The organism is Humibacter ginsengisoli (genome assembly GCF_054780095.1).
Map to the genome: position 1 here is coordinate 1 of NZ_BAAGWZ010000006.1, position 24,115 is coordinate 24,115.

At 65.8% G+C, this 24,115-nt stretch carries 17 protein-coding genes and 4 tRNA genes; 10 read left to right on the forward strand and 11 right to left on the reverse strand.

The window, feature by feature from the left end; genetic code table 11:
* Nucleotides 1-250: 250 nt before the first annotated feature.
* Nucleotides 251-1,516: an IS110 family RNA-guided transposase gene (locus ACYVI5_RS08290; protein ID WP_460579798.1), complete on the forward strand. Its 1,266-nt coding sequence runs from the start codon at nucleotides 251-253 to the stop codon at nucleotides 1,514-1,516.
* Nucleotides 1,517-1,734: 218 nt separating this feature from the next.
* Nucleotides 1,735-2,586, forward strand: a complete 852-nt coding sequence (gene pdxY / locus ACYVI5_RS08295) for a pyridoxal kinase PdxY (protein WP_460579799.1) — start codon at nucleotides 1,735-1,737, stop codon at nucleotides 2,584-2,586.
* 16 nt (nucleotides 2,587-2,602) lie between these two features.
* On the opposite strand, the gene ACYVI5_RS08300 is transcribed toward pdxY, so the two are convergent.
* The 6 genes from ACYVI5_RS08300 to ACYVI5_RS08325 all read right to left on the reverse strand — a co-directional run bounded on the left by ACYVI5_RS08300 (nucleotide 2,603) and on the right by ACYVI5_RS08325 (nucleotide 7,527).
* Nucleotides 2,603-3,217 carry an HIT family protein gene (locus ACYVI5_RS08300; RefSeq protein ID WP_460579800.1) on the reverse strand — a complete coding sequence of 205 codons (615 nt, stop codon included), beginning with the start codon at nucleotides 3,215-3,217 and terminating at the stop codon, nucleotides 2,603-2,605.
* The gene (gene thrS, locus ACYVI5_RS08305) at nucleotides 3,205-5,139 is read right to left on the reverse strand and encodes a threonine--tRNA ligase (RefSeq protein ID WP_460580564.1); all 1,935 of its coding nucleotides are present in this window, start codon (nucleotides 5,137-5,139) and stop codon (nucleotides 3,205-3,207) included. Before thrS ends, ACYVI5_RS08300 begins: the two co-directional genes overlap by 13 nt.
* A 107-nt stretch (nucleotides 5,140-5,246) precedes the next feature.
* A complete protein-coding gene (locus tag ACYVI5_RS08310; RefSeq protein WP_460579801.1) occupies nucleotides 5,247-6,566 on the reverse strand; it encodes an alpha/beta hydrolase in 1,320 nt (439 codons plus the stop codon).
* Between the two features lie 642 nt (nucleotides 6,567-7,208).
* Nucleotides 7,209-7,280, reverse strand: a tRNA-Val gene (locus ACYVI5_RS08315).
* Nucleotides 7,281-7,318: 38 nt separating this feature from the next.
* Nucleotides 7,319-7,392: transfer RNA gene (locus ACYVI5_RS08320), tRNA-Cys, on the reverse strand.
* 62 nt (nucleotides 7,393-7,454) lie between these two features.
* Nucleotides 7,455-7,527: transfer RNA gene (locus ACYVI5_RS08325), tRNA-Gly, on the reverse strand.
* Nucleotides 7,528-7,718: 191 nt separating this feature from the next.
* Between ACYVI5_RS08325 and ACYVI5_RS08330 the strand changes: the two genes are divergently transcribed.
* A tRNA-Val gene (locus ACYVI5_RS08330) sits at nucleotides 7,719-7,791 on the forward strand.
* 75 nt (nucleotides 7,792-7,866) lie between these two features.
* Here the strand turns inward: ACYVI5_RS08330 and ACYVI5_RS08335 are convergent.
* Together ACYVI5_RS08335 and zapE are read right to left on the reverse strand one after the other, a co-directional pair.
* A complete protein-coding gene (locus tag ACYVI5_RS08335; RefSeq protein WP_460529334.1) occupies nucleotides 7,867-9,141 on the reverse strand; it encodes an ammonium transporter in 1,275 nt (424 codons plus the stop codon).
* 187 nt (nucleotides 9,142-9,328) lie between these two features.
* Nucleotides 9,329-10,381, reverse strand: coding sequence for a cell division protein ZapE (zapE, locus tag ACYVI5_RS08340; protein ID WP_460529337.1), 1,053 nt, complete (start codon nucleotides 10,379-10,381; stop codon nucleotides 9,329-9,331).
* 223 nt (nucleotides 10,382-10,604) lie between these two features.
* On the opposite strand from zapE, the gene ACYVI5_RS08345 reads away from it, so the two are divergent.
* Nucleotides 10,605-11,507: a sulfurtransferase gene (locus ACYVI5_RS08345; protein WP_460579802.1), complete on the forward strand. Its 903-nt coding sequence runs from the start codon at nucleotides 10,605-10,607 to the stop codon at nucleotides 11,505-11,507.
* A gap of 43 nt (nucleotides 11,508-11,550) precedes the next feature.
* The gene (locus ACYVI5_RS08350) at nucleotides 11,551-11,991 is read left to right on the forward strand and encodes a SufE family protein (RefSeq protein WP_460529343.1); all 441 of its coding nucleotides are present in this window, start codon (nucleotides 11,551-11,553) and stop codon (nucleotides 11,989-11,991) included.
* Between the two features lie 15 nt (nucleotides 11,992-12,006).
* Here the strand turns inward: ACYVI5_RS08350 and ACYVI5_RS08355 are convergent, their stop codons facing one another.
* Complete coding sequence (locus tag ACYVI5_RS08355; protein ID WP_460579803.1) at nucleotides 12,007-13,254, reverse strand: alpha/beta hydrolase family protein; 1,248 nt, start codon at nucleotides 13,252-13,254, stop codon at nucleotides 12,007-12,009.
* Between the two features lie 29 nt (nucleotides 13,255-13,283).
* Between ACYVI5_RS08355 and ACYVI5_RS08360 the strand changes: the two genes are divergently transcribed.
* The 5 genes from ACYVI5_RS08360 (at nucleotide 13,284) to ACYVI5_RS08380 (ending at nucleotide 19,147) form a co-directional block, all read left to right on the forward strand.
* Nucleotides 13,284-13,880 carry a DUF3000 domain-containing protein gene (locus tag ACYVI5_RS08360; protein WP_460529349.1) on the forward strand — a complete coding sequence of 199 codons (597 nt, stop codon included), beginning with the start codon at nucleotides 13,284-13,286 and terminating at the stop codon, nucleotides 13,878-13,880.
* On the forward strand, nucleotides 13,873-15,069 hold the full coding sequence (locus ACYVI5_RS08365; protein WP_460579804.1) for a ribonuclease D: 1,197 nt from the start codon (nucleotides 13,873-13,875) through the stop codon (nucleotides 15,067-15,069). Before ACYVI5_RS08360 ends, ACYVI5_RS08365 begins: the two co-directional genes overlap by 8 nt.
* Nucleotides 15,070-15,184: 115 nt before the next feature.
* On the forward strand, nucleotides 15,185-16,384 hold the full coding sequence (locus tag ACYVI5_RS08370; protein ID WP_460579805.1) for a thiolase family protein: 1,200 nt from the start codon (nucleotides 15,185-15,187) through the stop codon (nucleotides 16,382-16,384).
* An 8-nt stretch (nucleotides 16,385-16,392) separates the two neighbouring features.
* Nucleotides 16,393-18,534 carry a 3-hydroxyacyl-CoA dehydrogenase NAD-binding domain-containing protein gene (locus ACYVI5_RS08375; RefSeq protein WP_460580565.1) on the forward strand — a complete coding sequence of 714 codons (2,142 nt, stop codon included), beginning with the start codon at nucleotides 16,393-16,395 and terminating at the stop codon, nucleotides 18,532-18,534.
* 79 nt (nucleotides 18,535-18,613) lie between these two features.
* A complete protein-coding gene (locus ACYVI5_RS08380) occupies nucleotides 18,614-19,147 on the forward strand; it encodes a dihydrofolate reductase family protein (RefSeq protein WP_460579806.1) in 534 nt (177 codons plus the stop codon).
* A gap of 18 nt (nucleotides 19,148-19,165) precedes the next feature.
* Here ACYVI5_RS08380 and dxs read toward each other — a convergent pair whose 3' ends face one another.
* Nucleotides 19,166-21,112 carry a 1-deoxy-D-xylulose-5-phosphate synthase gene (dxs, locus tag ACYVI5_RS08385; protein WP_460579807.1) on the reverse strand — a complete coding sequence of 649 codons (1,947 nt, stop codon included), beginning with the start codon at nucleotides 21,110-21,112 and terminating at the stop codon, nucleotides 19,166-19,168.
* A gap of 119 nt (nucleotides 21,113-21,231) precedes the next feature.
* Nucleotides 21,232-24,054 carry an aconitate hydratase gene (acnA, locus tag ACYVI5_RS08390; RefSeq protein WP_460579808.1) on the reverse strand — a complete coding sequence of 941 codons (2,823 nt, stop codon included), beginning with the start codon at nucleotides 24,052-24,054 and terminating at the stop codon, nucleotides 21,232-21,234.
* Nucleotides 24,055-24,115 lie beyond the last annotated feature (61 nt).

The following is a 24,115-nucleotide window of genomic DNA, read 5'->3' on the forward strand; positions in this document are numbered from 1 at the left end:
ACGATGGCTCGCCCACGTCCACGACGCCGGCCGCCCTGCCCAGAACTACACCACCCCAGGGGACGTCACCGATGCTGGCGGTGCCGGTTCGCGGATGACATCGGCTCGCCTTGGTGCTTCGAGCCTGTGATTGAGCGTGATGCGGGGGGCGCCACGGGAACCGTGGATTGTTGCTTTCAGCACGAGCGTCAGATTCCTGACTCACCCTGCCCCCTTCCGGGTCCGGTCTCAGTGTCAGGAGGGCAGAGGAATGGATCTGATCCATGAGCGTGCTGCGGGGATGGATATCTCCAAACGTGATGTCAAGGTCGCGGTTCGTGTTCCGGGGAAACGGTCGGGCACGTTCAGCACGAGGGTGTCGACCTGGGGGTCGACGGTGGCGCAGATTACCGAGTTGATCGTGTTCTTGCAGCAGCAGGCGGTGACCACGGTGGTGATGGAAGCCACGGGTGATTACTGGAAACCGTTCTACTACCTGATGGAGGAGCAGCTTCCGGTGATGCTCGTCAACGCGAAGCAGGCGCGGAACATCCCGGGACGCAAGACCGATGTGTCCGACGCGGCCTGGCTGGCGCAGCTGGGTGCACATGGGCTGCTGCGGGCCTCGTTCGTGCCACCAGCACCGATCCGGGAGCTGCGGGACCTCACCCGGGCGCGTCGGCAGGCAGCCACGGACCGGACCAGGATCGTGCAACGGTTGGAGAAGTTCCTGGAGTCGACCGGGATCAAGCTCTCCAGCGTGGTCTCCGACCTGACCGGGGTGTCCTCCCGTGCGATGTTGAACGCTTTGGTTGCCGGTGAACGTGACCCGCAGGTGCTCGCCTCGTACGCGAAGGGGTCGTTGTCGACCAAGACCCGTCAACTGGTTGAAGCGTTACGGGCTTCCCGGTTCAACGATCACCACGCGTTCATGATCGGTGAGCTTTTGACCCAGCTCGATGCCGCGGACGCGTTGCAGGACCGTCTGGATGAGCGTATCCAGCAGGTGATGTCCCCGTTTCGTGCCGCCTGCGACGCGTTGACCACGATCCCCGGCGTCTCCGACAAGGTCGCGCAGGTGATCCTGGCCGAAACCGGTGGCGACATGACCGTGTTCCCGACCCCGGAACAGCTGGCGTCCTGGGCCGGGATCTGTCCCGGCTCCAACGAGTCCGCCGGGCGCGTCAAGTCCACGCACACCAGGCCAGGGAACCGATATCTGAAAGGAGCGCTGGGTACCGCGGCGATGTCCGTCGTGCACGTCAACCACTCGTACCTCGCCGCGAAATACCGGCGTATCGCTGCCAGACGGGGACGGATGCGAGCACTCGTCGCGATCGAGCACACCATCCTCGTCGCCTGCTGGAGCATGCTCAACACCGGTGAAACCTGGCACGACCTCGGGGCCGACTACTACGCACACATGAACCCCGACAAGACCAAGAACAACGCCCTACGAAAACTCCGCAACCTCGGCTACACCTCACCCCAGCAGCCGCATAACCCACCACCGACTTTCGCGTCAGGCGAGAGTTGAGCGAGCTCGCTCGCTCGACCGAGCCGATGGAGCCTTTGAGTGGCGCAGCTGCGATAGAGGCGACTGAGGCGAGAGTTGAGCGAGCTCGCTCGCTCAACCGAGCCGATGGAGTCTTTGAGTGGCGCAGTTGCGAACGGGAACCGGCGCTGTCCGGCATCGAGGTCGTCGCCGTCGTGGCGGACGGGAAATCGGGATTCCCGACATGGCATGATCGACCGGTGAAGGTCCTCTCGATCCAGTCCGCCGTCGCATACGGGCACGTCGGCAACTCTGCCGCCGTCTTCCCCCTTGAACGCATCGGAGTCGAGGTTCTGCCGGTGTACACGGTGAACTTCTCCAACCACACCGGATACGGAGCGTGGCGTGGACCGCTGATCGCACCGGCCGACGTCGCCGAGGTCATCGCGGGCATCGAGGATCGCGGAGTCTTTCCCGAGATCGACGTTGTGCTCTCCGGCTACCAGGGCAGCGACGGGATCGGCGATGTGATCCTCGACGCCGTCTCTCGAGTGAAGGCAGCCAACCCGAACGCGATCTACGCGTGCGATCCCGTGATGGGCAACACGAAGTCCGGATGCTTCGTCGCGCCGGAGATTCCGGTTCTGCTGCGCGACCGCGTGGTGCCCTCGGCCGACATCGTGACGCCGAACCAGTTCGAACTCGGTTACCTCACCGACACGCAGCCCCGCACCCTGGAATCGACCCTCGCCGCCGTCGACGCGCTGCGAGCGGCGGGCCCGGACGTCGTGCTGGTCACCAGCGTCGAGCGCCCCGACCGGGAACCGGACACGATCGAGATGCTCGCGGTCGATGAGCATGGCGCCTGGATCGTTCAGACCCCGCTGATTCCGATGAAAGCCAACGGCTCTGGCGACGTCACGGCGGCACTGTTCACCGCCCACTACCGGTCGAGCGCCGACGCGGCCGATGCACTCGGCCGCACCGTCTCGAGCGTTTACGACCTGCTCGCCCTCACGAATGAGCGCCGGTCCCGGGAACTGCTGCTCGTGGAATCGCAGGAGTTCTACGCGCAGCCTCGACTGCAGTTCGCTGTTCGGCAGATTCGCTGACCCGAGCGCCGCGAAGTCAGGCCGGCCAGGCATCCGCGATCGCCTGGCGCACCTCCCCGAGAAGCTGCGGCAGTGCCTTCGTCTTGGCGATGATCGGCAGGAAGTTGGCGTCGGCACGCCACCTCGGCACGACGTGCTGGTGAAGATGCGAGGCGATGCCGGCGCCGGCGATCTCGCCCTGGTTCATACCGATGTTGAACCCATCGTTGCGTGACACCGAACGGATGACTCGCATCGCGGTCTGCGTGATCGTCGCGATCTCGTCGGTCTCCTCCGGCGTCGCCTCGTCGTACAACGACACGTGACGGTACGGACAAACCAGCAGATGGCCACTGTTGTACGGGAACAGGTTCAGCAGAGCGTATGCGTGCACGCCGCGATGCACGATCAGGGACTGCTCGTCCGACAGCGAAGGAGCCACGCAGAAAGGGCATTCGCCGGCGTGCGGTGCCTGCTGCCCCTGCTGGATGTACACCATGCGATGCGGCGTCCACAGCCGCTGGAACTCGTCGGGCACACCGGCGAGCAGCGACGGGTCGTCCAACTCAACCCGCTGAGCGTCATCCCCCTGTGCCTGCCGCGGCTCGTCGTCCTGGACCGGATCGTAAGAATCCAGCGTCAGGCGGGCCATGCCGTGACGACCTGCTCGTGATCGCGAATGGAGCGAAGGATGCGCTCGATCGCGTCGTCGATCGGAACCCCGTTGAGTTGCGAGCCGTCGCGGAAACGGAAGCTGACCGTACCGGCCGCTCGGTCCTGCTCCCCCACGATCAACTGGAACGGCACCTTCTGCGTCGTCGCATTGCGGATCTTCTTCTGCATGCGGTCGTCCGAGCGATCCACCTCGACACGCACGTCGTGCTCGCGAAGCCGCCGTGCGACCTCTTCAAGGTACGGCGCGTACTCCTCGGCGACGGGGATGCCGACGACCTGCACCGGCGACAGCCAGACCGGGAAGGCGCCGGCATAGTGCTCGAGCAGGATGGCGAAGAACCGTTCGATCGACCCGAGAAGGGCACGGTGAATCATCACCGGCCGCTTGCGTGTGCCGTCGGCCGCCGTGTACTCCAGCTCGAACAGCTCAGGCTCGAAGAAGTCGAGCTGCACGGTGGAGAGCTGCCAGGTGCGGCCGATGGCATCTCGCGCCTGCACCGAGATCTTGGGGCCGTAGAACGCAGCTCCGCCCGGGTCGTCCACGAGTTCTAGCCCCGACTCCAGCGCGACTTGACGCAGGGTCTCGGTCGCCTCCTCCCAGACGGCGTCGTCTCCGACGTACTTCTCCGGGTCCTTCGTCGACAGCTCGAGATAGAAGTCGCTGAGGCCGTATCCGCGCAGGGTCTCCAGCACCAGCTCGAGCTGCGTGGCGATCTCGGCCTTGACCTGCTCGGGCGCGACGTAGGCGTGCGCGTCGTCCTGCGTCAGCCCGCGCACCCGGGTGAGGCCGGAGAGTGTTCCGCTTTTCTCGTACCGGTACACGGTTCCGAACTCGGCAAGGCGCAGTGGCAGTTCGCGATAGCTGCGGCCGCGCGCCCGGAAGATCAGGTTGTGCATCGGGCAGTTCATCGGCTTCAGGTAGTAGTCCTGCCCGGGTTTGACGACGATGCCGTCGGCATCCGTCTCCTCGTCCACATGCATGGGAGGGAACATGCCGTCCGCGTACCACTCGAGGTGCTTGCTGATCTCGTACAGGTGCGCCTTGGTGATGTGCGGAGTGTTGACCAGTTCATAGCCGTTGCGCAGCAGCTGCTTCCGGAGGTAGTCCTCGATCTCGTAGCGGACGATCCCGCCCTTCGGATGGAACACCGACAGCCCGGAGCCGATCTCGTCGGGGAACGAGAACAGGTCGAGCTCGGCACCGAGCTTGCGGTGGTCGCGTCGCGCCGCCTCTGCCATGCGCTCCTGGTAAGCGCGCAGCTCGTCCTTGGTGGGCCATGCGGTGCCGTAGATGCGCTGCAGCTGCGGGTTCTTCTCACTCCCCCGCCAGTAAGCGGCCGCGACTCGGGTGAGCGCGAAGCCATTTCCGATCAGCCGGGTGTTCGGCAGATGCGGACCCCGACAGAGGTCTTTCCAGATCACCTCGCCCGTCTTCGGGTCGACGTTGTCGTAGATGGTCAGCTCTCCGTGGCCGACCTCGACTTCTTCGTTGTCCTGCCCGAGCGCGTCAGCGGATGCCGACCCGCCCTTCAGTCCGATGAGTTCGAGCTTGTAGGGCTCGTCGGCCAGCTCCCCTCGCGCCTCATCATCGGTGACGACCCGGCGCACGAATCGCTGGCCCTGCCGCACGATGCGATCCATCGCCTTCTGGAGCGACTTCAGATCCTCCGGCGTGAACGACTCCGCGACGTCGAAGTCGTAATAGAAGCCGTCGGTCACAGGGGGACCGATGCCCAGCTTCGCCTCCGGGTTGATCGACTGCACCGCCTGCGCGAGCACGTGCGCCGTCGAGTGCCGAAGGATGTTCAGGCCATCCGGTGAATCGATGTCCACCGGGACGACATCGTCGTCCGTAGTCACCGTGGTCGCGAGATCCTTCAACTCACCGTTGACGCGCATGGCGACAACGGAACGGTCGGGGAAGAGCTCGAAACCGTCCGGCACTGTCCACTCCTGAGTCGGTGGGGCGAAAAGGGATGCCTTCTACTCTAGGGGCGATCCCGATATCACCCTGCCGCTTGGGAGCATCCCTCGCAGGGTGCCGCGAGGCCCAGTGCCGGGGCGAGACGCGCGAACCCGGCCGTGAGTCCGTCGGCGAGGTTCTTTCCGACGTGAGCGACGCCGGGAAGCGTCAGCAGTGTCACGTGCATGCCGGCAGCCGCAGCCGACGTCGCTAGGGAGCGTGTCGCCGGTCCGAACGCCGTGTCGAGCGCTCCGGTCGTGATCACCGCGTCGACGCCCGAGTACGAACCCGTATGCGCGGCGAGGATGGCCTCCGGCTTGTCCGCCGCCCATGCGCTGCGGTCACCGGCGTACACCGACTGGATGACCGTCTGCGAGTAGTGCATTCCCGGGTATTCCTCGGGCGAGACCGAGAGCACGTTGCGGAAGACATCCGGATCTTGCGCCGCGAACTTGACGGCGCAGGTCGCACCGTTGGAGTATCCGGCGATCACCCAGTACCGGGGGTCCTGGATGATGTGCAGGTGCGACTTCGCCCAGTCGAGGACATCCGTCTTGACGTAGGTGGCCGCGTCTCCACGAGCCGCGGAATCGGCGCAGGCCGGGTCGCCGTCCGTCCCGACCTGGTCTGCGACGACGACGATCGGTGCGAGTCCTTCATGCTGGCTCGCGAATCGGTTCATGACGGCCGAGATCGGGTCCGGATTCGGTGTGCCCGGGTATCCCATCATCATGATGACGAGCGGCAGGGCCGGCGCGTCCTTCACAAGGGCTGCCGGGGGCAGGTAGAGGCCTGCCGGACGTGCATGGAACCTCGACACCGGCGCCGGGATGGTGACCGTGCCCACCCGTCCGATGGTCGGCATGTCGTGTGGTGCAACCCACGTGGCCGCCAGAGGCTCCCCGGTGGTGGGCGAAGAGGTCGCATGCGCCTTGGGAAGTTTGATCGGATGCCGAACGACGACGCCGAGCAGGTCGCCGATCGTTGGATTGAGACCGAACACGGCGTTCACCTGCACGGTGCCGGTGATCACGAAGACGGCGATGCCCACGATCGCAATCGCCCGTCTCCGCCACCGCGTCCTCCAAAGACTGACGATGGCGAGTCCCACCGCTGCGAACGTCGCTACGCACCAGATGGCAACCTCGGCCGGAAGCGGTATCTCGAACATCCCCGTCGCGTCTGCGATGAGCACGAACACGAACGCGATGAGTGCTCCCGCGAGGATGCCCGCCGCCGCAAGGACCATCCATCGCGGGCTCGGCCGCCGGAGAACCAGCAGCAGCACGAAGACGGCCGACAGGACGCACAAGATCCACGGAACGGGGCCGCCGATGATCTGCGTCGTCAGCAGTGCGTCCATGGCTTTCCCCCTCGTGGTCGGGGTCAACCGTATGTGTCGAGGGTCGCGGTCACCTGCGCGGCGCAGCTGGCGGGGCTGAGAGTTCCATCATCGGCGCCTATCCGGACTCCGAGTGAATGCCGGGTTACAGACCCTGGAGCGCTCAGCCCTGACCTAGCGCGTGTCGGTGGTCGATGGCATGATTGCCGCCGTGCCGACCCGTCGATGCCCTGTCTGTGGCTCTGAGCGCATCGCGCGCGCCGTCTACGGCCAGTTGGAGCGCCCTGGAGATGTTTTCTACGCCGGATGCGTGGTCGAGCCCGACGGGCCGCGCCGGTTCGGGTGCCACGAGTGCGAAGCGCTCTTCGATCAGCCCTCCACCGGAGCACCTGCAGCTACGGCTTGAGCAGTCCGCGACCCGCGCGACTTGCGCATCCGTCGGCGGCTCCCGCGACGGTCGGCCCCGTCGCTGTCTCCTCCGGTCAGATCAATTCCCAAGCATCACGCACGGGGCATGGCAGAAGTCGGCCAGTCCAGATCTCGCCAGTCGAACCCGTCACTTTCGTTGGACGGACTGCGCGGAATGGCACGCGAAAGGAACGGCCCGGAGATCAGAACAGCCTCTGACCGGATAATTCCCGATCAGAGGCTGTTTCTGCTCTGTGCGCGATACTGGGATCGAACCAGTGACCTCTTCCGTGTCAGGGAAGCGCGCTACCGCTGCGCCAATCGCGCCTGTAAAGGCTGTTGCTTTGTCCGACCGAAGTCGAGAGTGGAGGTGGCGACGGGATTCGAACCCGTGTATACGGCTTTGCAGGCCGCTGCCTCGCCTCTCGGCCACGCCACCGTGTGTGGGTTCGTGTGTGGCTTCCCACATCCATGCATCGGCCGGCGGCCGACTCACACTCGAGCGGATGACGAGACTCGAACTCGCGACCCTCACCTTGGCAAGGTGATGCGCTACCAACTGCGCCACATCCGCATTTGCTCGCATTTCTGCGTGCCTTGAAACTGTAGCCGATCATCCTTCCGATGTTCAAACCGACGGCAGGTGCGTGTCGCCCCTCGCGCGTGTCGCGAAGAAGGACTCGCCCGGACCGCTCCGCGATGTGCGTGGCCGGCTCAACGTCGGCTAGTATCGGTACCCGCGGCAGTCGAGATATCGATGCTCGCGGGCGATTGGCGCAGTTGGTAGCGCGCTTCCTTCACACGGAAGAGGTCATCAGTTCGAGTCTGGTATCGCCCACAAACGGAGCACCAAAAGAAGAAGGACCCGGAACCTGCCGGGTCCTTCTTCTGTATCAGGCGGAGTATCTGCCGGTCAGACGTTCTCGAGCACGTAGCCTTCCTCGCCGTGCACGATGGTGTCGACGCCGGCGATCTCATCCTCGGTCTTGACCCGGAAGCCCATGGTCTTCTGAATGGCCCAGCCGATCGCGAACGCCAGGGCGAACGAATAGATCATCACGCTGAACGCGCCGATCGCTTGCGCGCCGAGCTGCAGGAAGCTGCCGCCGTAAAGCAGGCTCGAGTACGGCTTCGTCGGATCGCCGTCGACGTGCGTCAGGCCGAAGATGCCGATGTACAGCGTTCCGATGAGGCCGCCGATGAGGTGGATGCCGACGACGTCGAGCGAGTCGTCGAAGCCCAGCTTGAACTTCAGCTCGATCGTGAAGGCGCACACCGCACCTACCAGCAGTCCGAGCACAATCGCCCAGAACGGCGTCAGGATGTTGCAGGCCGGGGTGATCGCGACGAGGCCGGCGACGGCGCCGGAAGCGGCACCGATCGAGGTGGGCTTGCCGTCCTTGATGCGCTCTACGACGAGCCAGCCGATCGTGGCGGCGGCGGGAGCGGCGAGGGTGTTGATCCACGCGAGTGCGGCGATTCCATCGACCGCGGCCTCCGAGCCCGCGTTGAACCCGAACCATCCGAACCACAGGAGTGCTGCGCCGAGCAGCGTGAGGGGCACGTTGTGCGGCTTGCTCATGCCCTTCTGGAACCCGACACGCTTGCCCAGCACGAGGGCCAATGCGAGCCCCGCAGCACCGGCGTTGATGTGCACGGCCGTGCCGCCCGCGAAGTCGTTGACGTGCAGAGTGTGCGCGATCCAGCCGTTCTGCAGATTGAACACCCAGAACGCGACTGGGAAGTAGACGAGCGTGACCCAGATGCCGGCGAAGATCATCCACGAGCCGAAGCGAGCACGGTCGGCGATGGCGCCGGAGATCAGCGCCACCGTGATGATGGCGAACGTCGCCTGGAATCCGGCGAACGCGAGGCCGTTCAGGTCCGGTGTGGTGCCGTCCTTGCCGAGCAGGCTCGCCAGGCCCCAGTCCGGGGTTCCCAGCCATCCCGGAATGAGCGGCTTGCCGAACGCGAGCCCGTAGCCATACAGCACCCAGAGAACACCGACGATGGCGATGGCACCGAAGCTCATCATCATCATGCTGATGACGCTCTTCGCCTTGACCATCCCCCCGTAGAAGAACGCCACGCCCGGCGTCATGAGCAGTACGAGTGCTGCTGCGACGAGCAGCCACAGCGAGTTGACGCTCGTCTGCGCATCGTAGGCGGCCGCTGCGTGCAACAACATGGGGTCTCCCTCTAACGAATGCCGGTGTCTCCATCACCGCGGCTCGGGTGCCGTATGCCCGGTGAGGTGTCGTCAGTCTGCTGCCGGGAGATTTCGTGAGAGAGGTTCGTGTGTTTCGCGCCGGTTACAGGGAAAGCGCGGTTGTAAACAGCGTGTTTCGGGGGCCCCGCGTCGTGGTGATGCGGGCTCAGTCGTGCGGCGGGAGTTCGCCCGACGTCAGCGCGATGAGCCGGGACACCGCGCGCAGGTACTTCTTGCGGTAACCGCCCTGAAGCATCTCGGCGTCGAAGACGTCGTTCAACGGCACGCCGCTGGCGACGATCGGGATCTCCGCGTCGTATACCCGGTCCACGAACGCGACGAACCGCAGTGCCTCCATCTGATCGTGCAGCTGCTCGACGCCGGCGAGCGCGATCACGTCGACGTCCGCTACGAGCTTGATGTACTTCGACGGATGCACGGTGGCAAGGTGATCGACGACGTCGCGGAACCGGTCCGCCGTCACGTGCTCTCCCCTGGCGGCGATCGCGTCGACGACCCGGGCGAGCGTCTCGTCGTCGACCGTCGCCGCCACGCCGGACACGTCGCGTCTGCGGTAGTCGAGGCCGTCGATGCGCACGGTCTCGAAATGCGACGACAAAGACTGGATCTCCCTGAGGAAGTCCGAAGCCGCGAATCGCCCTTCCCCGAGAGCCTGGGGAGGCGTGTTCGACGTCGCAGCGATGCGGGTGCCGCTGTCGACGAGCGCACCGAGCAGCCGGGTCATCATCATGGTGTCGCCCGGATCGTCCAACTCGAACTCGTCAATGCAGATCAGCTTCGAGCCCCGCAGCAGATCGATCGTCGGCTGAAAGCCGAGCGCTCCGACGAGGGCCGTGTACTCGATGAACGTGCCGAAGTACTTCGGCGCCGGTGCGACGTGCCACAAGGCGGCAAGCAGGTGCGTCTTGCCCACACCGAAGCCACCGTCGAGGTAGACGCCCGGCTTGTGCTCCTCAAGCTTCTTGCGGCCCCAGCCGAAAAAGCCGCCCGGTTGCGGCGGCTCCCAGGTGCGCGCGAACGACGTGAGGGTCTGCACCGCCGCGGCCTGAGACGGGAAATCCCGGTCGGGACGATACGACTCGAACGTGGCAGTGTGGAACTGCGGCGGTGGAACGAGCTCGGCAGCGATCTCGCGGCCCGTGATCGACGGCGTCACTTCGGTGAGGCGATCGGCGGTGGGAAGCGCGTGCGCGGCCATCCAGGTCCTAACGTGTCGAAGTCTTACAGTGCCCCTGCGGTTGCCAGGCGGTGGCGCGTAAGTTCGCGTGAGGGACTTGGCAACAAGGATAGAGGCGATTGAGGTGAGCGTGATGGGAGCTTGCTCGCATCACCGAGCCGATTGAGCCTTTGAGTAGCGCAGCCGCGATATCCGAGGCGCTTCTGCCCAGAACGAGCAGCACCCCTACTACGAGGAGGAAACCATGACCGTGGGATTCGACGATTCCGCGAAGTTCGCCGAGTACGCACATCCCGAGAGGCTGGTGAGCACGGAATGGCTCGCCGAACACCTCGGCGATGAGGGTCTCGCGGTAGTGGAATCCGACGAAGACGTGCTGCTGTACGAGACCGGTCACATCCCGACTGCGGTCAAGATCGACTGGCACACCGACCTGAACGACCCTGTGCTTCGTGATTTCGTCTCGGGTGAGCGCTTCGCGCAGCTTCTCAGTGAGAAGGGCATCTCCCGCGACACCACCGTCGTGATCTACGGAGACAAGAACAACTGGTGGGCCGCGTACGCGCTGTGGATCTTCACGCTGTTCGGACACGAGGATGTCCGTCTTCTCGACGGCGGTCGCGACAAGTGGATCGCGGAGGGCCGCGAGATCACGACCGATGTGCCGACGCCGAAGGCTGCCGAGTACCCGGTTGTGGAGCGCGACGACTCCAAGGTGCGCGCGTTCAAAGAGGACGTGCTCTCACATCTTGGAAGCGGCCCCCTCATCGACGTGCGCTCGCCCGAGGAGTACACCGGAGAGCGCACCGAGATCCCCGGTTATCCCACCGAGAGCGCGCTTCGCCCCGGTCACATCCCGTCCGCCGCATCCGTCCCGTGGGCACGGGCTGCCGCTCCGGATGCCACGTTCAAGAACCGTGACGAGCTCGAGGCGATCTACAAGGGCGAAGCCGGCTTGCAGGACGGCGACGACGTGATCGCGTACTGCCGGATCGGCGAGCGCTCGAGCCACACCTGGTTCGTGCTCACGCACCTGCTCGGCTTCACCAATGTGCGCAACTACGACGGTTCCTGGACCGAGTGGGGCAGCGCCGTGCGGGTTCCGATCGTGAAGGGCGCCGAGCGCGGAGAGGTCCCGGCCGCCTGACCCGCCTGAGAGATTCGGACCGGTCTGAGACAATAGAAACCTGATGACGAACGCCACGCTCCCCGCCACACTGCAGGAGATCAAGGAGGAGTTCCTTGCGCTGGAACTCCGTGACCGCCTGCAGCTGCTGCTGGAGTTCTCCAATGAACTGCCGGAGCTTCCGGAGCGCTATCGCGATCATCCGGACCTCTTCGAGCGCGTCGTCGAGTGTCAGTCCCCGGTCTTCATCTTCGTGGAGGTCGACGACGACGGGATTGTGCAGCTCTACGCCACGGCTCCGAAGGAGTCGCCGACCACGAGGGGCTTCGCGTCGATTCTCGCGCAAGGGCTCGCGGGACTCACGGCGGACGAGGTGTTGGCGGTTCCAGACGACTACCCGCAGGAGCTCGGGCTCACCGAAGCCGTCTCACCGCTGCGGGTGCGCGGTATGACCGCCCTGCTCGGTCGCACCAAGCACCAGGTTCGGCTGAAGCGCGGTGCGTGACGCGGGAACCGGCGACTACGCCGGTTCCCGCGTCTGCTCGAGAGAGTCGATGAGTTCGTTGAGCCATGACGAGACGGCCGAGGTCCAGCGATCCCGGTCGTAGTTCCAGAGCTTGGTGTGCTTGGCCTGGCGGAACGACACGAGCGTGACGATGTCCGGGCGGCTTGCTGCCAGCCTGTGCGAGGCATCCGCCGGAACGTACCCATCGTCATCGCTGTGCATCAGGAGCACTGGAACGTCCAGTTCGTGGGCGCGCATCGTGAAGTCGAGCCCGGCGAGGCCCACGGGAGCGTCCTGCCCGATCACTCCGGTCGCCCACGCCGAGTCGAGCAGCAGGAGCGCACCTTGGGCCACGCCACGCGGCAACCGCATCAGCCCGGCCTGGTAGTCGAGCGTCTCCAGCCAGTCCACGACCGGCGAGTCCAGCACGATTCCCCGCACGCTGTCGGCATGCGCGGACCGAACGGATGCCTGCAGCACGATCGCGCCGCCCATCGACCATCCCATCAGAACGACGTGCCGTGCGCCGTGAGCGAGCGCGTACGCGATGGCCGAGTCGACATCCCGCCACTCCGTCGATCCCAGGCCGTAACGGCCGTCGGAGCTGGACGGCGCGTCACCGTCGTTGCGGTAGCTCGCGACGAGCGACGTGAATCCCTTCTCGTGGAAGACCGGAACCCCTCTGAGCGTCTCCTGGCGTTGAGTCCCTCGCCCGTGAATGTGGACGGCCCAACGATCCGTCGGACGCTCAGCCGGGAAGAGCCAGGCCGGAGCCACTCCGTCGTCGACGGGCACATCGACGCTCTCGACCGGTAGACCGAGGTCGCTGGGCGACGTGTAGTACCAGCTGCTGAGGCGGCCATGCCGTGCGGAGCGCAGATCGCCCCAGACGACGGACTCGACCTCGCGGGTGACCGATCCGTCGTCCGCAAGCTCGAGGATGTCGCCGATGCGCGCATAGCCGCGATCGTTCGAGAACCAGAGCCCGTACCGTCCGGGTACGCGGAGGGCGTCGGCGTTGCCGCCCAGGGTGACCGTGGACAGATCGGCTGCGACCGACCGGATGCCGGCATCCTCCCGTTTGCGCCTGGCCGGCGTCACCACCATCTTGGCGACGACCGTCGCCGCCGTGACGTAGCCTGCCGCGAGCGCGACACCGACGGCGCCGAGGACGGCGAACGGAACGAGAACCTTGGTCAGCCGGCCCACCGACACTCCCCTCCGGGCGAAGGCGGCCGCAGGACGCGGCGTGCCTTCGGTCAACTCCCGAGCCGAAACTCTAGTCTGCCAACGTGTCCCCTACACCCGCGGCCCCCGGCATCCCTGCGGAGTTCGCCGCGGCCGCCGACTCCGTGCGCCGCTTCGATGCTCGCAAGGAGTTGAGCATCGATGAGATCCCGGCACCGACGGGATTGGCGCCGTACGCGATCGCGCTGGCCGCCGACATCGCGCCCGTGAGACACGGACGGGATTCCGACCTGGGCACCGGACGGTTCGTGCTGCTCTACGATCCATCCGCGCCCGAGGAGTGGGGCGGGACGTTCCGCGTCGTGTGCTTCGCGCAGGCTCCGCTGGAGACGGACATCGGTCTCGATCCGTTCCTCGCCGACGTCACCTGGTCGTGGCTGATCGACGCGCTCGACGAGCGCGGCGCCGATTACACCTCCGCCTCGGGTACGGCGACCAAGGTGATCTCGACCGGATTCGGGGAGCTGGCCAGGCAGGGCGACGGTGCACAGATCGAACTGCGCGCATCCTGGACGCCCGGCGACTTCGACATGCGCGCCCACGTCGAGGCGTGGGGCGACCTGTTGTGCATGCTCGCAGGCATCCCTCCGCTGCCCGACGGGGTTCGGCTCCTCACCCAGCGGAGAACATCGCGTGACTGAGTACCACGTCGTCGACTCCGTTTCCGAATTCAGCCGGGCAGTCGACGCGCTGCGGGCTGGCACGGGTCCCGTGGGAGTGGATGCCGAACGCGCGTCCGGTTTCCGGTACTCGCAGCGAGCGTATTTGATCCAGATGTTCCGGCGAGACGCAGGGGTCTTCCTGTTCGACCCGCCTGCACTGGGCGACTTCTCTGCGCTGCAGGACGCGGTGGGCGACGTGCCGTGGATCCTGCATGCCGCCAGTCAGGACCTCGCCTGCCTGCGCGAGGTGGGCCTCGATCCTGCCACCATCTTCGATACGGAGCTCGGCGCCCGCCTGCTCGGATTTCCGCGGGTCGGGCTGGCCACGATCGTGCAGGAACTGCTCGGCATCCATCTGGCGAAGGAGCACTCGGCCGCCGACTGGTCGACACGACCGCTTCCCGCCCCGTGGCTCACGTATGCCGCGCTCGATGTGGAGCTCCTGGTCGACCTGATGGAGGCCGAGCAGGAGCTTCTGCAGAAAGACGAGAAGCTTCAGATCGCTGCCCAGGAGTTCGCCTACGAGCTCGCACGCAGCCCCAAGCCGGCACGCAACGAGCCCTGGCGGCGGCTGTCGGGCGTGCACTCGATACGCGGGCTTCGCAACCTCGCCGTGGCCAGGGAACTCTGGCATGCCAGGGACGAACTCGCTCGGAGCAAAGACATCGCGCCGGGACGGCTGCTCCCGGACGCCTCGATCACCGCTGTGGCCAAAGCCATGCCGGAGAGCAAGCGCGAACTCGTCGGTATGCGCGAGTTCACGGGGCGTGCCAGCCGCACGGAGATCGACAGGTGGTGGGATGCCGTGAGTCGCGGCCGCACCACCGACGACCTTCCCGTGCTGCGATCCAGCGGGGAGAGCATCCCGCCGCCGCGCGCGTGGGCTGATCGCAACCCGGAGGCGAACGAGCGGCTACGGTCGGCGCGTGCCGCCGTCATTGCACGTGCCGAGGAACTGCACATGCCGGTGGAGAACCTCCTCTCCCCCGAGACCCTGCGTCGTCTGGCGTGGTCACCACCCGAGACCGTCGACGAGGCGACGATCGCCGCAGCGATGCACGACGCGGATGCCCGCCCGTGGCAGGTTGAGGCGACTGCAGGCATCGTCGCCGCAGCGTTTGTCGAAGCGGGCCAATCCCCTGTCGAGCCGTCCGAATCCGCTTCGTAGGAACACCCAATCGATTCTCGGCGGCCGGGCGCGGTTTCTAGGATCTGCATAAGAGGTTCCGGATGCGGGTGCCGCCTGCCTTCGGGCCTCTGATGACTGCGAAATGGGAGGCGAAGTGGCCGAAAGAGCTGACGTGCTGTTCGTGGACGGGGTACGAACCCCGTTCGGACGGGCGGGCGACAAGGGCATCTACTGGAACACCCGGGCCGACGACCTGGCGGTGAAGTCGATCGTCGGACTGCTCGAGCGCAATCCGGGACTGCCCAAGGACAGGGTGGATGACGTCGCCATTGCGGCCACGACGCAACAGGGCGATCAGGGCCTGACCCTCGGACGCTCGGCGGCGATCCTCGCAGGCCTGCCGACGACGGTGCCCGGTTTCGCGATCGACCGCATGTGTGCCGGCGCCATGACGGCCGTCACGACGACCGGATCCGGCATCGCGTTCGGGCAGTACGACGTGGTCATCGCCGGCGGCGTCGAGCACATGGGGCACCACCCGATGGGTCAGGGCGTCGACCCGAACCCGCGGTTCGTGGCGGAGAAACTCGTCGATCCGGCTGCGCTCAACATGGGCAACACCGCCGAACGTCTGCACGACCGCTTCCCTCAGCTGACGAAGGAACGGTCAGACCGGTTCGGCATGCGCAGCCAGCAGAAGCTCGCCGCGGCGTACGCGACAGGCGACATCCAGGCGGACCTGGTGCCGGTCTCGTACCGGAGCGAGACCGGTTGGGGCCTCGCCACAGAAGACCAAGGCATGCGTCCGGATACCACCATGGAGGGCCTCGCCACCCTGAAGACGCCGTTCCGTCCGCACGGGCGCGTGACGGCCGGAAACGCGTCTCCTCTTACCGACGGCGCCACCGCGTCGCTGCTGGCCTCCTCGCGCGCAGCGAAGGAGTTCGGCCTCACCCCGAAGATGCGGATGGTGTCGTTCGCGTTCGCGGGCGTCGAGCCCGAGGTGATGGGCATCGGGCCGATCCCGTCGACGGAGCGCGCTCTGAAGAACGCAGGCCTCGGTATTGACGAAATCGGCCTGTTCGAGTTGAACGAGGCGTTCGCTGTTCAGGTCCTGAGCTTCCTCGACCACTTCGGCATCGACGACGACGACCCGCGGGTCAACCAGTGGGGTGGTGCGATCGCGATCGGGCATCCGCTGGCCGCGAGCGGGGTGCGGCTGATGATCCAGCTCGCGGGTCAGTTCGAACAGCACCCCGAGGTGCGCTATGGCCTGACCGCCATGTGCGTTGGCCTCGGCCAGGGCGGCTCGGTGATCTGGGAAAACCCGCACCACAAGAAGTACGGAAAGTGAGCACGGGCGTGACCGACTATTCGAAGATCGACTTCTCCGACCTGCTGGCGTTCGCGGATGACGAGGTGGTGACGCACAACTACGTGCGCGACGTCAAACTGGCATCAGGAAAGGTGCTCGCGCTCGTCACCATCGACAATGGACGCGACCACACCCGCCCGAACACATTCGGTCCGGTCGGGCTGCTCGAGCTCGGCAAGACATATGACGAGCTGAAGCAGCGCGCCTCGCGTGGTGAGATTCACGCGGTGGCGACGACCGGAAAGCCGTTCATCCTGGCCGCCGGCGCCGACCTTTCGAAGGTCGCCGAAGTGCCGAGCCGTGACATCGCGAAACGGCTGGCACAGCTCGGCCACTTCGTGCTGAGCAAGCAGGCGTCGTTCGGCGTGCCGAGCTTCGTGTTCATCAATGGGCTCGCGCTGGGCGGCGGACTCGAGCTGCCTCTCAACGCGGACTACCGCACGATCGACGCCTCCGCCGCTGCGATCGGCCTTCCCGAGGTCTTCCTCGGCCTGGTGCCAGGCTGGGGCGGCACGTTCCTCCTGCCCAACCTGATCGGCATTGAGAACGCACTTAGGGTCGTGATCGAGAACCCGCTCAAGCAGAACCGCATGCTGAAGGCGCAGGATGCCTACGAGCTCGGTATCGCGGACCGCTTGTTCGCCCCAGTGAATTTCTTGGAAGACTCCATCAAGTTCGTCGACGGCGTACTGAACGGCACCGAGAAGGTGGAGCGCAAGAACGCGCCGGGCAAGCTGGAGCGCCTCGCGAAGTGGGACATCGCCATCAAGATCGCGCGCGACCAGGTGGCATCCAAGCTGGGCACTGTCCCGTTGTCGCCGTTCAAGGCGCTCGATCTGCTGAAGGCGGCCAAGAGCGGCGACAAGGAGGCGTGCTTCGCACTGGAGGACGACGCGCTCGCCGATCTCATCGCCGGGGACCAGCTGCAGGCATCCATCTACGCCTTCAACCTGGTGCAGAAGCGAGCGAAGCGGCCGGCAGGTGCGCCCGACAAGGAGCTCGCCAAGAAGGTGACGAAGATCGGCGTGCTCGGCGCCGGGTACATGGCGAGCCAGTTCGCGCTGCTGTTCCTGCGCAGGCTGCAGGTGCCCGTAATCATCACGGACATCGACCAGGAACGCGTCGACAAGGGCGTCGCTTACATCAACGACGAGATCGAGAAGCTGCTCGGCAAGGGACGCATCGGCTCCGACGAAGCGAACCGGTTGCGCGCGCTCATCCGCGGCACGACGGACAAGGGCGAGTTCGCCGACTGCGATTGGGTCATCGAGGCGGTCTTCGAGGAGCTCGGCGTCAAGCAGGACGTCTTCGCCGAGATCGAGAAGATCGTGTCGTCGGAGGCGGTGCTGGCGACCAACACGTCGAGTCTCTCCGTCGACCGGATCGGTGCGAAGCTCGAGCATCCCGAACGACTCGTTGGCTTCCACTTCTTCACACCGGTCGCGGTGATGCCTTTGATCGAGGTCGTCAAGGCGACGAAGACAGATGACGCGACGCTGTCGACCGCGATGGTCACGGCTGCCAAGCTCAAGAAGAACGCCGTGATCACGGCCGATACCCCCGGGTTCGTCGTGAACCGGGTGCTTGCCAAGCTGCTCGGGGAGGCGATGTACGCGGTCGACAGCGGAACGCCGTTCGAGACCGTCGACAAGGCGATCGCGCCGCTCGGGCTCCCGATGGCTCCTTCCGTGCTGCTCGATCTGGTGGGACTGAAGGTGGGCGCGCATGTGCTGGACACGCACCACGCCGCTTTCCCCGAGCGCTTCCACCGGAGCGAGAACCTGCACAAGCTCGCGGACTACGGCAAGCTGCTCGAAAAGGACGGCAAGGGCAACGTCAAGGGTTTCGACAAGGGTGCGCTGAAGGTCATGACCGTCGGCAAGAACCCGCTTACCGAAGAAGAGATCCTGACCCGGCTGCAGGACGGCCTGGCCGACGAGATCTACCGCATGCTCGACGACGATCACGTCGTGGCCGCCGCCGAAGACATCGATCTCTGCATGATCCTCGGCGCCGGCTTCCCGTTCCAGATGGGCGGCATCACGCCGTATCTCGACCGGGTAGGCGCCAGCGAGCGCGTCTTCGGCGACACCTTCCACCACCCGGTGCTGAAGGGCGTAGGCGCATAAGGCATCGGCGAGTCCGGTAACGCGGGCTCCCGGCAGGACCGCTTCGTCGGATGTCGGGAGCCCGCGTTACGTTGTGCGGATGACCCGCTTCCGCTACTACGTCGCCTCCAGCCTCGACGGGTACATCGCCGACCGTGAGAACGCGATCGACTGGCTCACCGCATTCGGCTTCGCAGAGTTCACGCCCGACTACGAGCGATTCATCGCCGAGGTCGGCGCAATAGTGATGGGTGCCTCCACGTACGAGTTCATCCTCGGCGAGGGGCCGGATGCGTACACGTACGAGGTTCCGGCCTGGGTGCTCACGCACAGGGACCTGCCTCGGGTGCGGGGACGCGACGTGCGATTCCATGCCGGCGATGTGGCATCCGTCATCGATGATGTCCCGGCTGCCGCGGGCGACCGCGACGTCTGGCTGGTCGGGGGCGGCGACGTCGTCGCGCAGTTCGCCAGGCTCGGCAGGCTCGACGAGCTCATCGTGACGATCATGCCGGTGGTGCTGGGCGGCGGTGCTCCGTTGCTGCCTGTCGACAGCGACCTGAGGCTGCGGCTCACGGCGCGGCACGACTTTCCGAGCGGAGCGGTCGGACTGCGCTACGACGTCGTTCGCTGACCGGCATCCCCGGCGCGGTCACTCCTTCGCGCGCACCACGATGGGCTGTGCTCCCGTGTCGCCGCTCACGCCGCGCGCGTAGGGAAGCTTCGAGCCGAGCACCATCCCCATCACGTCGTGGGCGATGTGCTGCGGCGTCATTCGAGCGCGGTCCAGGATGTCGGCTCGGGCTCCGTGCTCCAGGAACTCGTCGGGCAGACCGACTTCGGTGACCGCCGTGTCGACGCCGGCCTCGCGCAGATCCTGCCGGATGCGCGTGCCGATGCCGCCCACCCGGATGCCGTCCTCGATGCACACGACCAGGCGATGACGCGCCGAGAACTCGATGACGCTCGCCGGAACCGGCACCACCCAGCGGGGATCGATCACCGAGCAGCCGATTCCCTGGGCTGCCAGCCGTCGTGCCACGTCGAGTCCCGTCGATGCCATCGCGCCGACCGCGACGATGAGCACATCGCGGGCATCATCCTCGCGCAGAACGTCGACACCGTCGGACGTTCGGCGCACGGCCTCGATCGCCTCCGGCACCTCCCCCTTGGGGTAGCGCACCACGGTGGGCCCGTCTTGGACGGCCACGGCCTCGCCGAGCTCTTCACGCAGCCTCTCGCCGTCGCGGGGCGCGGCGATGCGGATGCCCGGTACGACCTGGAGCGTTGCGAGGTCCCAGATGCCGTGATGGCTGGGACCATCGGGTCCCGTCACGCCAGCACTGCTCAGCACGAAGGTGACCCCCGCCTTATGCAGGCCGACGTCCATCAGCACTTGGTCGAACGCGCGGTTCATGAACGTGGCGTACAGCGCGACGACGGGGTGCAGGCCGCCGAACGCCATACCGGCCGCGCTCGTCGCCGCGTGCTGTTCGGCGATTCCGACGTCGATGACGCGTTCCGGGAACCGTTCGGCGAAGCGGTGCAGGCCGACGGGACGCAGCATCGCGGCCGTGATGCCGACGAGCCGGGAATCCGTCTCCCCCAGCCGCACGATCTCGTCCGCGAAGACGGACGGCCATGACGTGCCGTTTGCCTGGGCTATCGGTTCACCGGTCTCCGGATCGATCGGTGCGACGCTGTGGAACTGGTCGGCCGCGTCGCGCAGCGCGGGCTCGTATCCGCGCCCCTTCTGTGTGATCGCGTGCACGATGACGGGAGCGTCGTAGTTCTTCGCCTGCTCCAGCGCCTCCATGAGGGCGGCGATGTCGTGGCCCTGCACCGGCCCGATGTACTTGATGTCGAGGTTTGAGTAGAGCGCCTCATTGTTGGTGAAGCGTGAGAGGAAGCCGTGCAATCCCCCGCGCATGCCCCGGTAGACCGCACGACCGGGAGCGCCCAGTTTGTCGAACGCCGCCCGGCTGGTGAGGTAGAGGCTCTTGTAGCCGCGGCGGGTGCGAACGGTGTTGAGGAAGCGCGCCATGCCACCGATCGTGGGGGCGTACGACCGGCCGTTGTCGTTCACGACGATGATCAGACGGCGGTCGTTGTCGTCGCTGATGTTGTTCAGCGCCTCCCAGGTCATCCCACCGGTGAGCGCGCCGTCACCTACCACGGCGATCACGTAACGCTCTCGCTGGCCGGTCATCGTGAAGGCTCTGGAGATGCCGTCCGCCCACGAGAGCGAGCTGGACGCGTGCGACGACTCGACGATGTCGTGCTCCGATTCGGACCGCTGCGGATACCCGGCGAGCCCGCCGGTCTGGCGCAGGGTGGAGAAGTCCTGACGCCCGGTGAGCAGCTTGTGCACGTACGCCTGATGTCCGGTGTCGAAGACGATCGCGTCGTGCGGCGACTGGAAGACGCGGTGCAGCGCGATCGTCAGCTCGACGACGCCGAGATTGGGCCCAAGGTGGCCACCCGTCTTGGCGACGTTGGAGACGAGGAACTCGCGAACCTCCGCAGCCACCTGCTCGAGCTGTTCCTTCGAGAGAGCGTCGAGGTCGCGGGGGCCCCGGATCGTCTCGAGAAGGGTCATACCGGCCGCCTTTCGTTCCTGAGCCACGAGTCTACGCATCCCGTCCTCAAGAGAGGCCGGAGGCAGAGGGGCCGGAATCGAATGATCCCGGCCCCTCTCAGATGCTCACCGACGAACGGTCACACCAGACTGCGCAGCACGTACTGGAGGATGCCGCCGTTGCGGTAGTAGTCGGCCTCACCGGGCGTGTCGATGCGTACGACCGCGTCGAACTCCACTGGCTCCTTGCCCTCCGCGGAATGCTCGGTCGGAGTGGCCGTCACATGCACCGTCTTCGGCGTTGATCCTTCGTTGAGCTTGGTCAGTCCGCTGATCGCGATCTCCTCGGTCCCGTCGAGGCCCAGGCTCTCGGCGGACTCGCCGGCCGGGAACTGGAGCGGCACGACACCCATGCCGATCAGGTTCGACCGGTGGATGCGCTCGAAGCTCTCAGCGATGACGGCCTGCACGCCGAGCAGCGTCGTGCCCTTCGCCGCCCAGTCGCGCGAGGATCCCGATCCGTACTCCTTGCCCGCCAGGATCACGAGAGGAGTTCCCGCCTTCTGGTAGTTCACCGAAGCGTCGTAGATGAACGCCTGCGGACCATCCTGCTGTGTGAAGTCGCGGGTGTAGCCGCCCTCCACTCCGTCCAGCAGCTGATTCTTCAGACGGATGTTCGCGAAGGTTCCGCGGATCATCACCTCGTGGTTGCCGCGCCGCGACCCGTACGAGTTGAAGTCCTTGCGTTCGACCCCGTGCTCGCTCAGATAGTGGCCAGCCGGGCTGTCCGCCTTGATCGAGCCTGCCGGGCTGATGTGGTCGGTCGTGACGGAGTCGCCGAGCTTGGCGAGAACGCGTGCGCCGGCGATGTCGACGACCGGCGTGGTCTCTACGGTCATCCCCTCGAAGTACGGAGGCTTGCGCACGTAAGTGGACTCGGCATCCCACTCGAACGTCGAGCCGGTCGGGGTGGGCAGCGAACGCCAGCGCTCGTCACCGTTGAACACGCTCGCGTACTCGCGCGTGAACATGTCCTGGTTGATGGACTCGTCGATGGTCTTCTGCACCTCGGCGGCGTCGGGCCAGATGTCCTTGAGATAGACGTCATTGCCGTCCTGGTCGGCGCCGAGGGCATCCGACTCGAAGTCGAAGTTCATCGATCCGGCAAGCGCATAGGCGATCACCAGCGGAGGGCTGGCCAGGTAGTTCATCTTCACATCGGGATTGATGCGACCCTCGAAGTTGCGGTTGCCGGAGAGCACGGCCGTCACCGCGAGGTCGTTGCCGTTGACCGCCGCGGAGATCTCCTCGGGCAGCGGGCCGGAGTTGCCGATGCAGGTCGTGCAGCCATAGCCGACGAGGTAGAAGCCGAGGTCCTCGAGGTATCCGGTGAGGCCCGCCTTCTCGTAGTACTCGGTGACGACCTTGGAGCCCGGCGCGAGGGTGGTCTTCACCCACGGCTTCGCCTTGAGGCCCTTGCGGGCGGCATTGCGGGCGAGGAGGCCTGCGGCGAGCATCACCTCCGGGTTCGAGGTGTTCGTGCACGACGTGATGGCTGCGATCGCGACCGCACCGTGGTCGATGGTGAAGTCGCCGTCGCTCATCGTCACGTGCGTCGGCTTGGACGCGGTGAGCGGAGCGTGGCTGTGGTGATGATGCTGGTGGATGCTGCGGGCATCCTCTGGGCTCAGCTCACCGGGGTCGGAGGCCGGGAACGACTCGGAGATCGTGAGGTCGACGAGATCGTGGTCGATCTCGGCGTAGTCGTTCAGGTCGGAGTTGAACTGCTCCTTGGCGCGGCTCAACTCGATGCGGTCCTGGGGGCGACGGGGGCCGGCGATGGACGGCACCACGGTTCCGAGGTCGAGCTCCAGATATTCGCTGTACACCGGCTCGATCTCCGGCTCGTGCCAGAGGTGCTGCGCCTTCGAGTACTCCTCGACGAGGCGCACCTGCGCCTCGGAACGGCCGGTGAGCCGCAGGTACTCGAGCGTGACGTCGTCGATCGGGAAGATCGCTGCCGTCGAGCCGAACTCCGGGCTCATATTGCCGATCGTCGCCCGGTTCGCGAGCGGCACCTGTGCGACACCGGCTCCGTAGAACTCGACGAACTTGCCGACGACCCCGTGCTTGCGCAGCATCTGCGTGATGGTGAGCACGACATCCGTCGCGGTCACTCCCGCGGGGATGGACCCGGTGAGCTTGAAGCCGACCACCTTCGGGATGAGCATCGAGACCGGCTGCCCGAGCATTGCGGCTTCGGCCTCGATGCCGCCGACACCCCAGCCGAGCACGCCGAGACCGTTGACCATGGTGGTGTGCGAGTCGGTCCCGACGAGCGTGTCGGGGTATGCCTGGAGCTTCCCGTTCACCTCACGGGTGAACGTGACTCGGGCGAGGTGCTCGATGTTGACCTGGTGCACGATGCCGGTCCCCGGGGGCACCACCTTGAAGTCGTCGAACGCCGACTGGCCCCAGCGAAGGAACTGGTACCGCTCGCCGTTGCGCTCGTACTCCAGCTCGACATTGCGCTCGAAGGAGTCGAGCGTGCCGAAGACGTCGGCGATCACGGAGTGATCGATCACGAGCTCGGCCGGAGCGAGCGGGTTGATCTTCTCGGGGTCGCCGCCCAGCTCGCTGACGGCCTCGCGCATGGTGGCCAGGTCGACGATGCAGGGAACACCGGTGAAGTCCTGCATCACGACGCGCGCCGGCGTGAACTGGATCTCGGTGTCTGGCTCCGCCTCCGGCTGCCAGTTGCTAAGAGCGCTGATCTGGCTCTTCGTGACGTTGAGGCCGTCTTCGGTGCGCAGCAGGTTCTCCAGAAGCACCTTGAGGCTGAACGGGAGCTTCTCGTAGCCGGGAACCGCCTCGATCTTGAAGATCTCGTAGTCCGTCGAATCCACCGTGATGGTGTCTCGTGCTCCAAAGCTGTTCGTTGCGGAAACGCTGTCGGCTGACACGCTGCCCTCTCCTTCGTCGGCAGAAATTTATCTTGATGTCGAGATAACTCTAACACCCGCT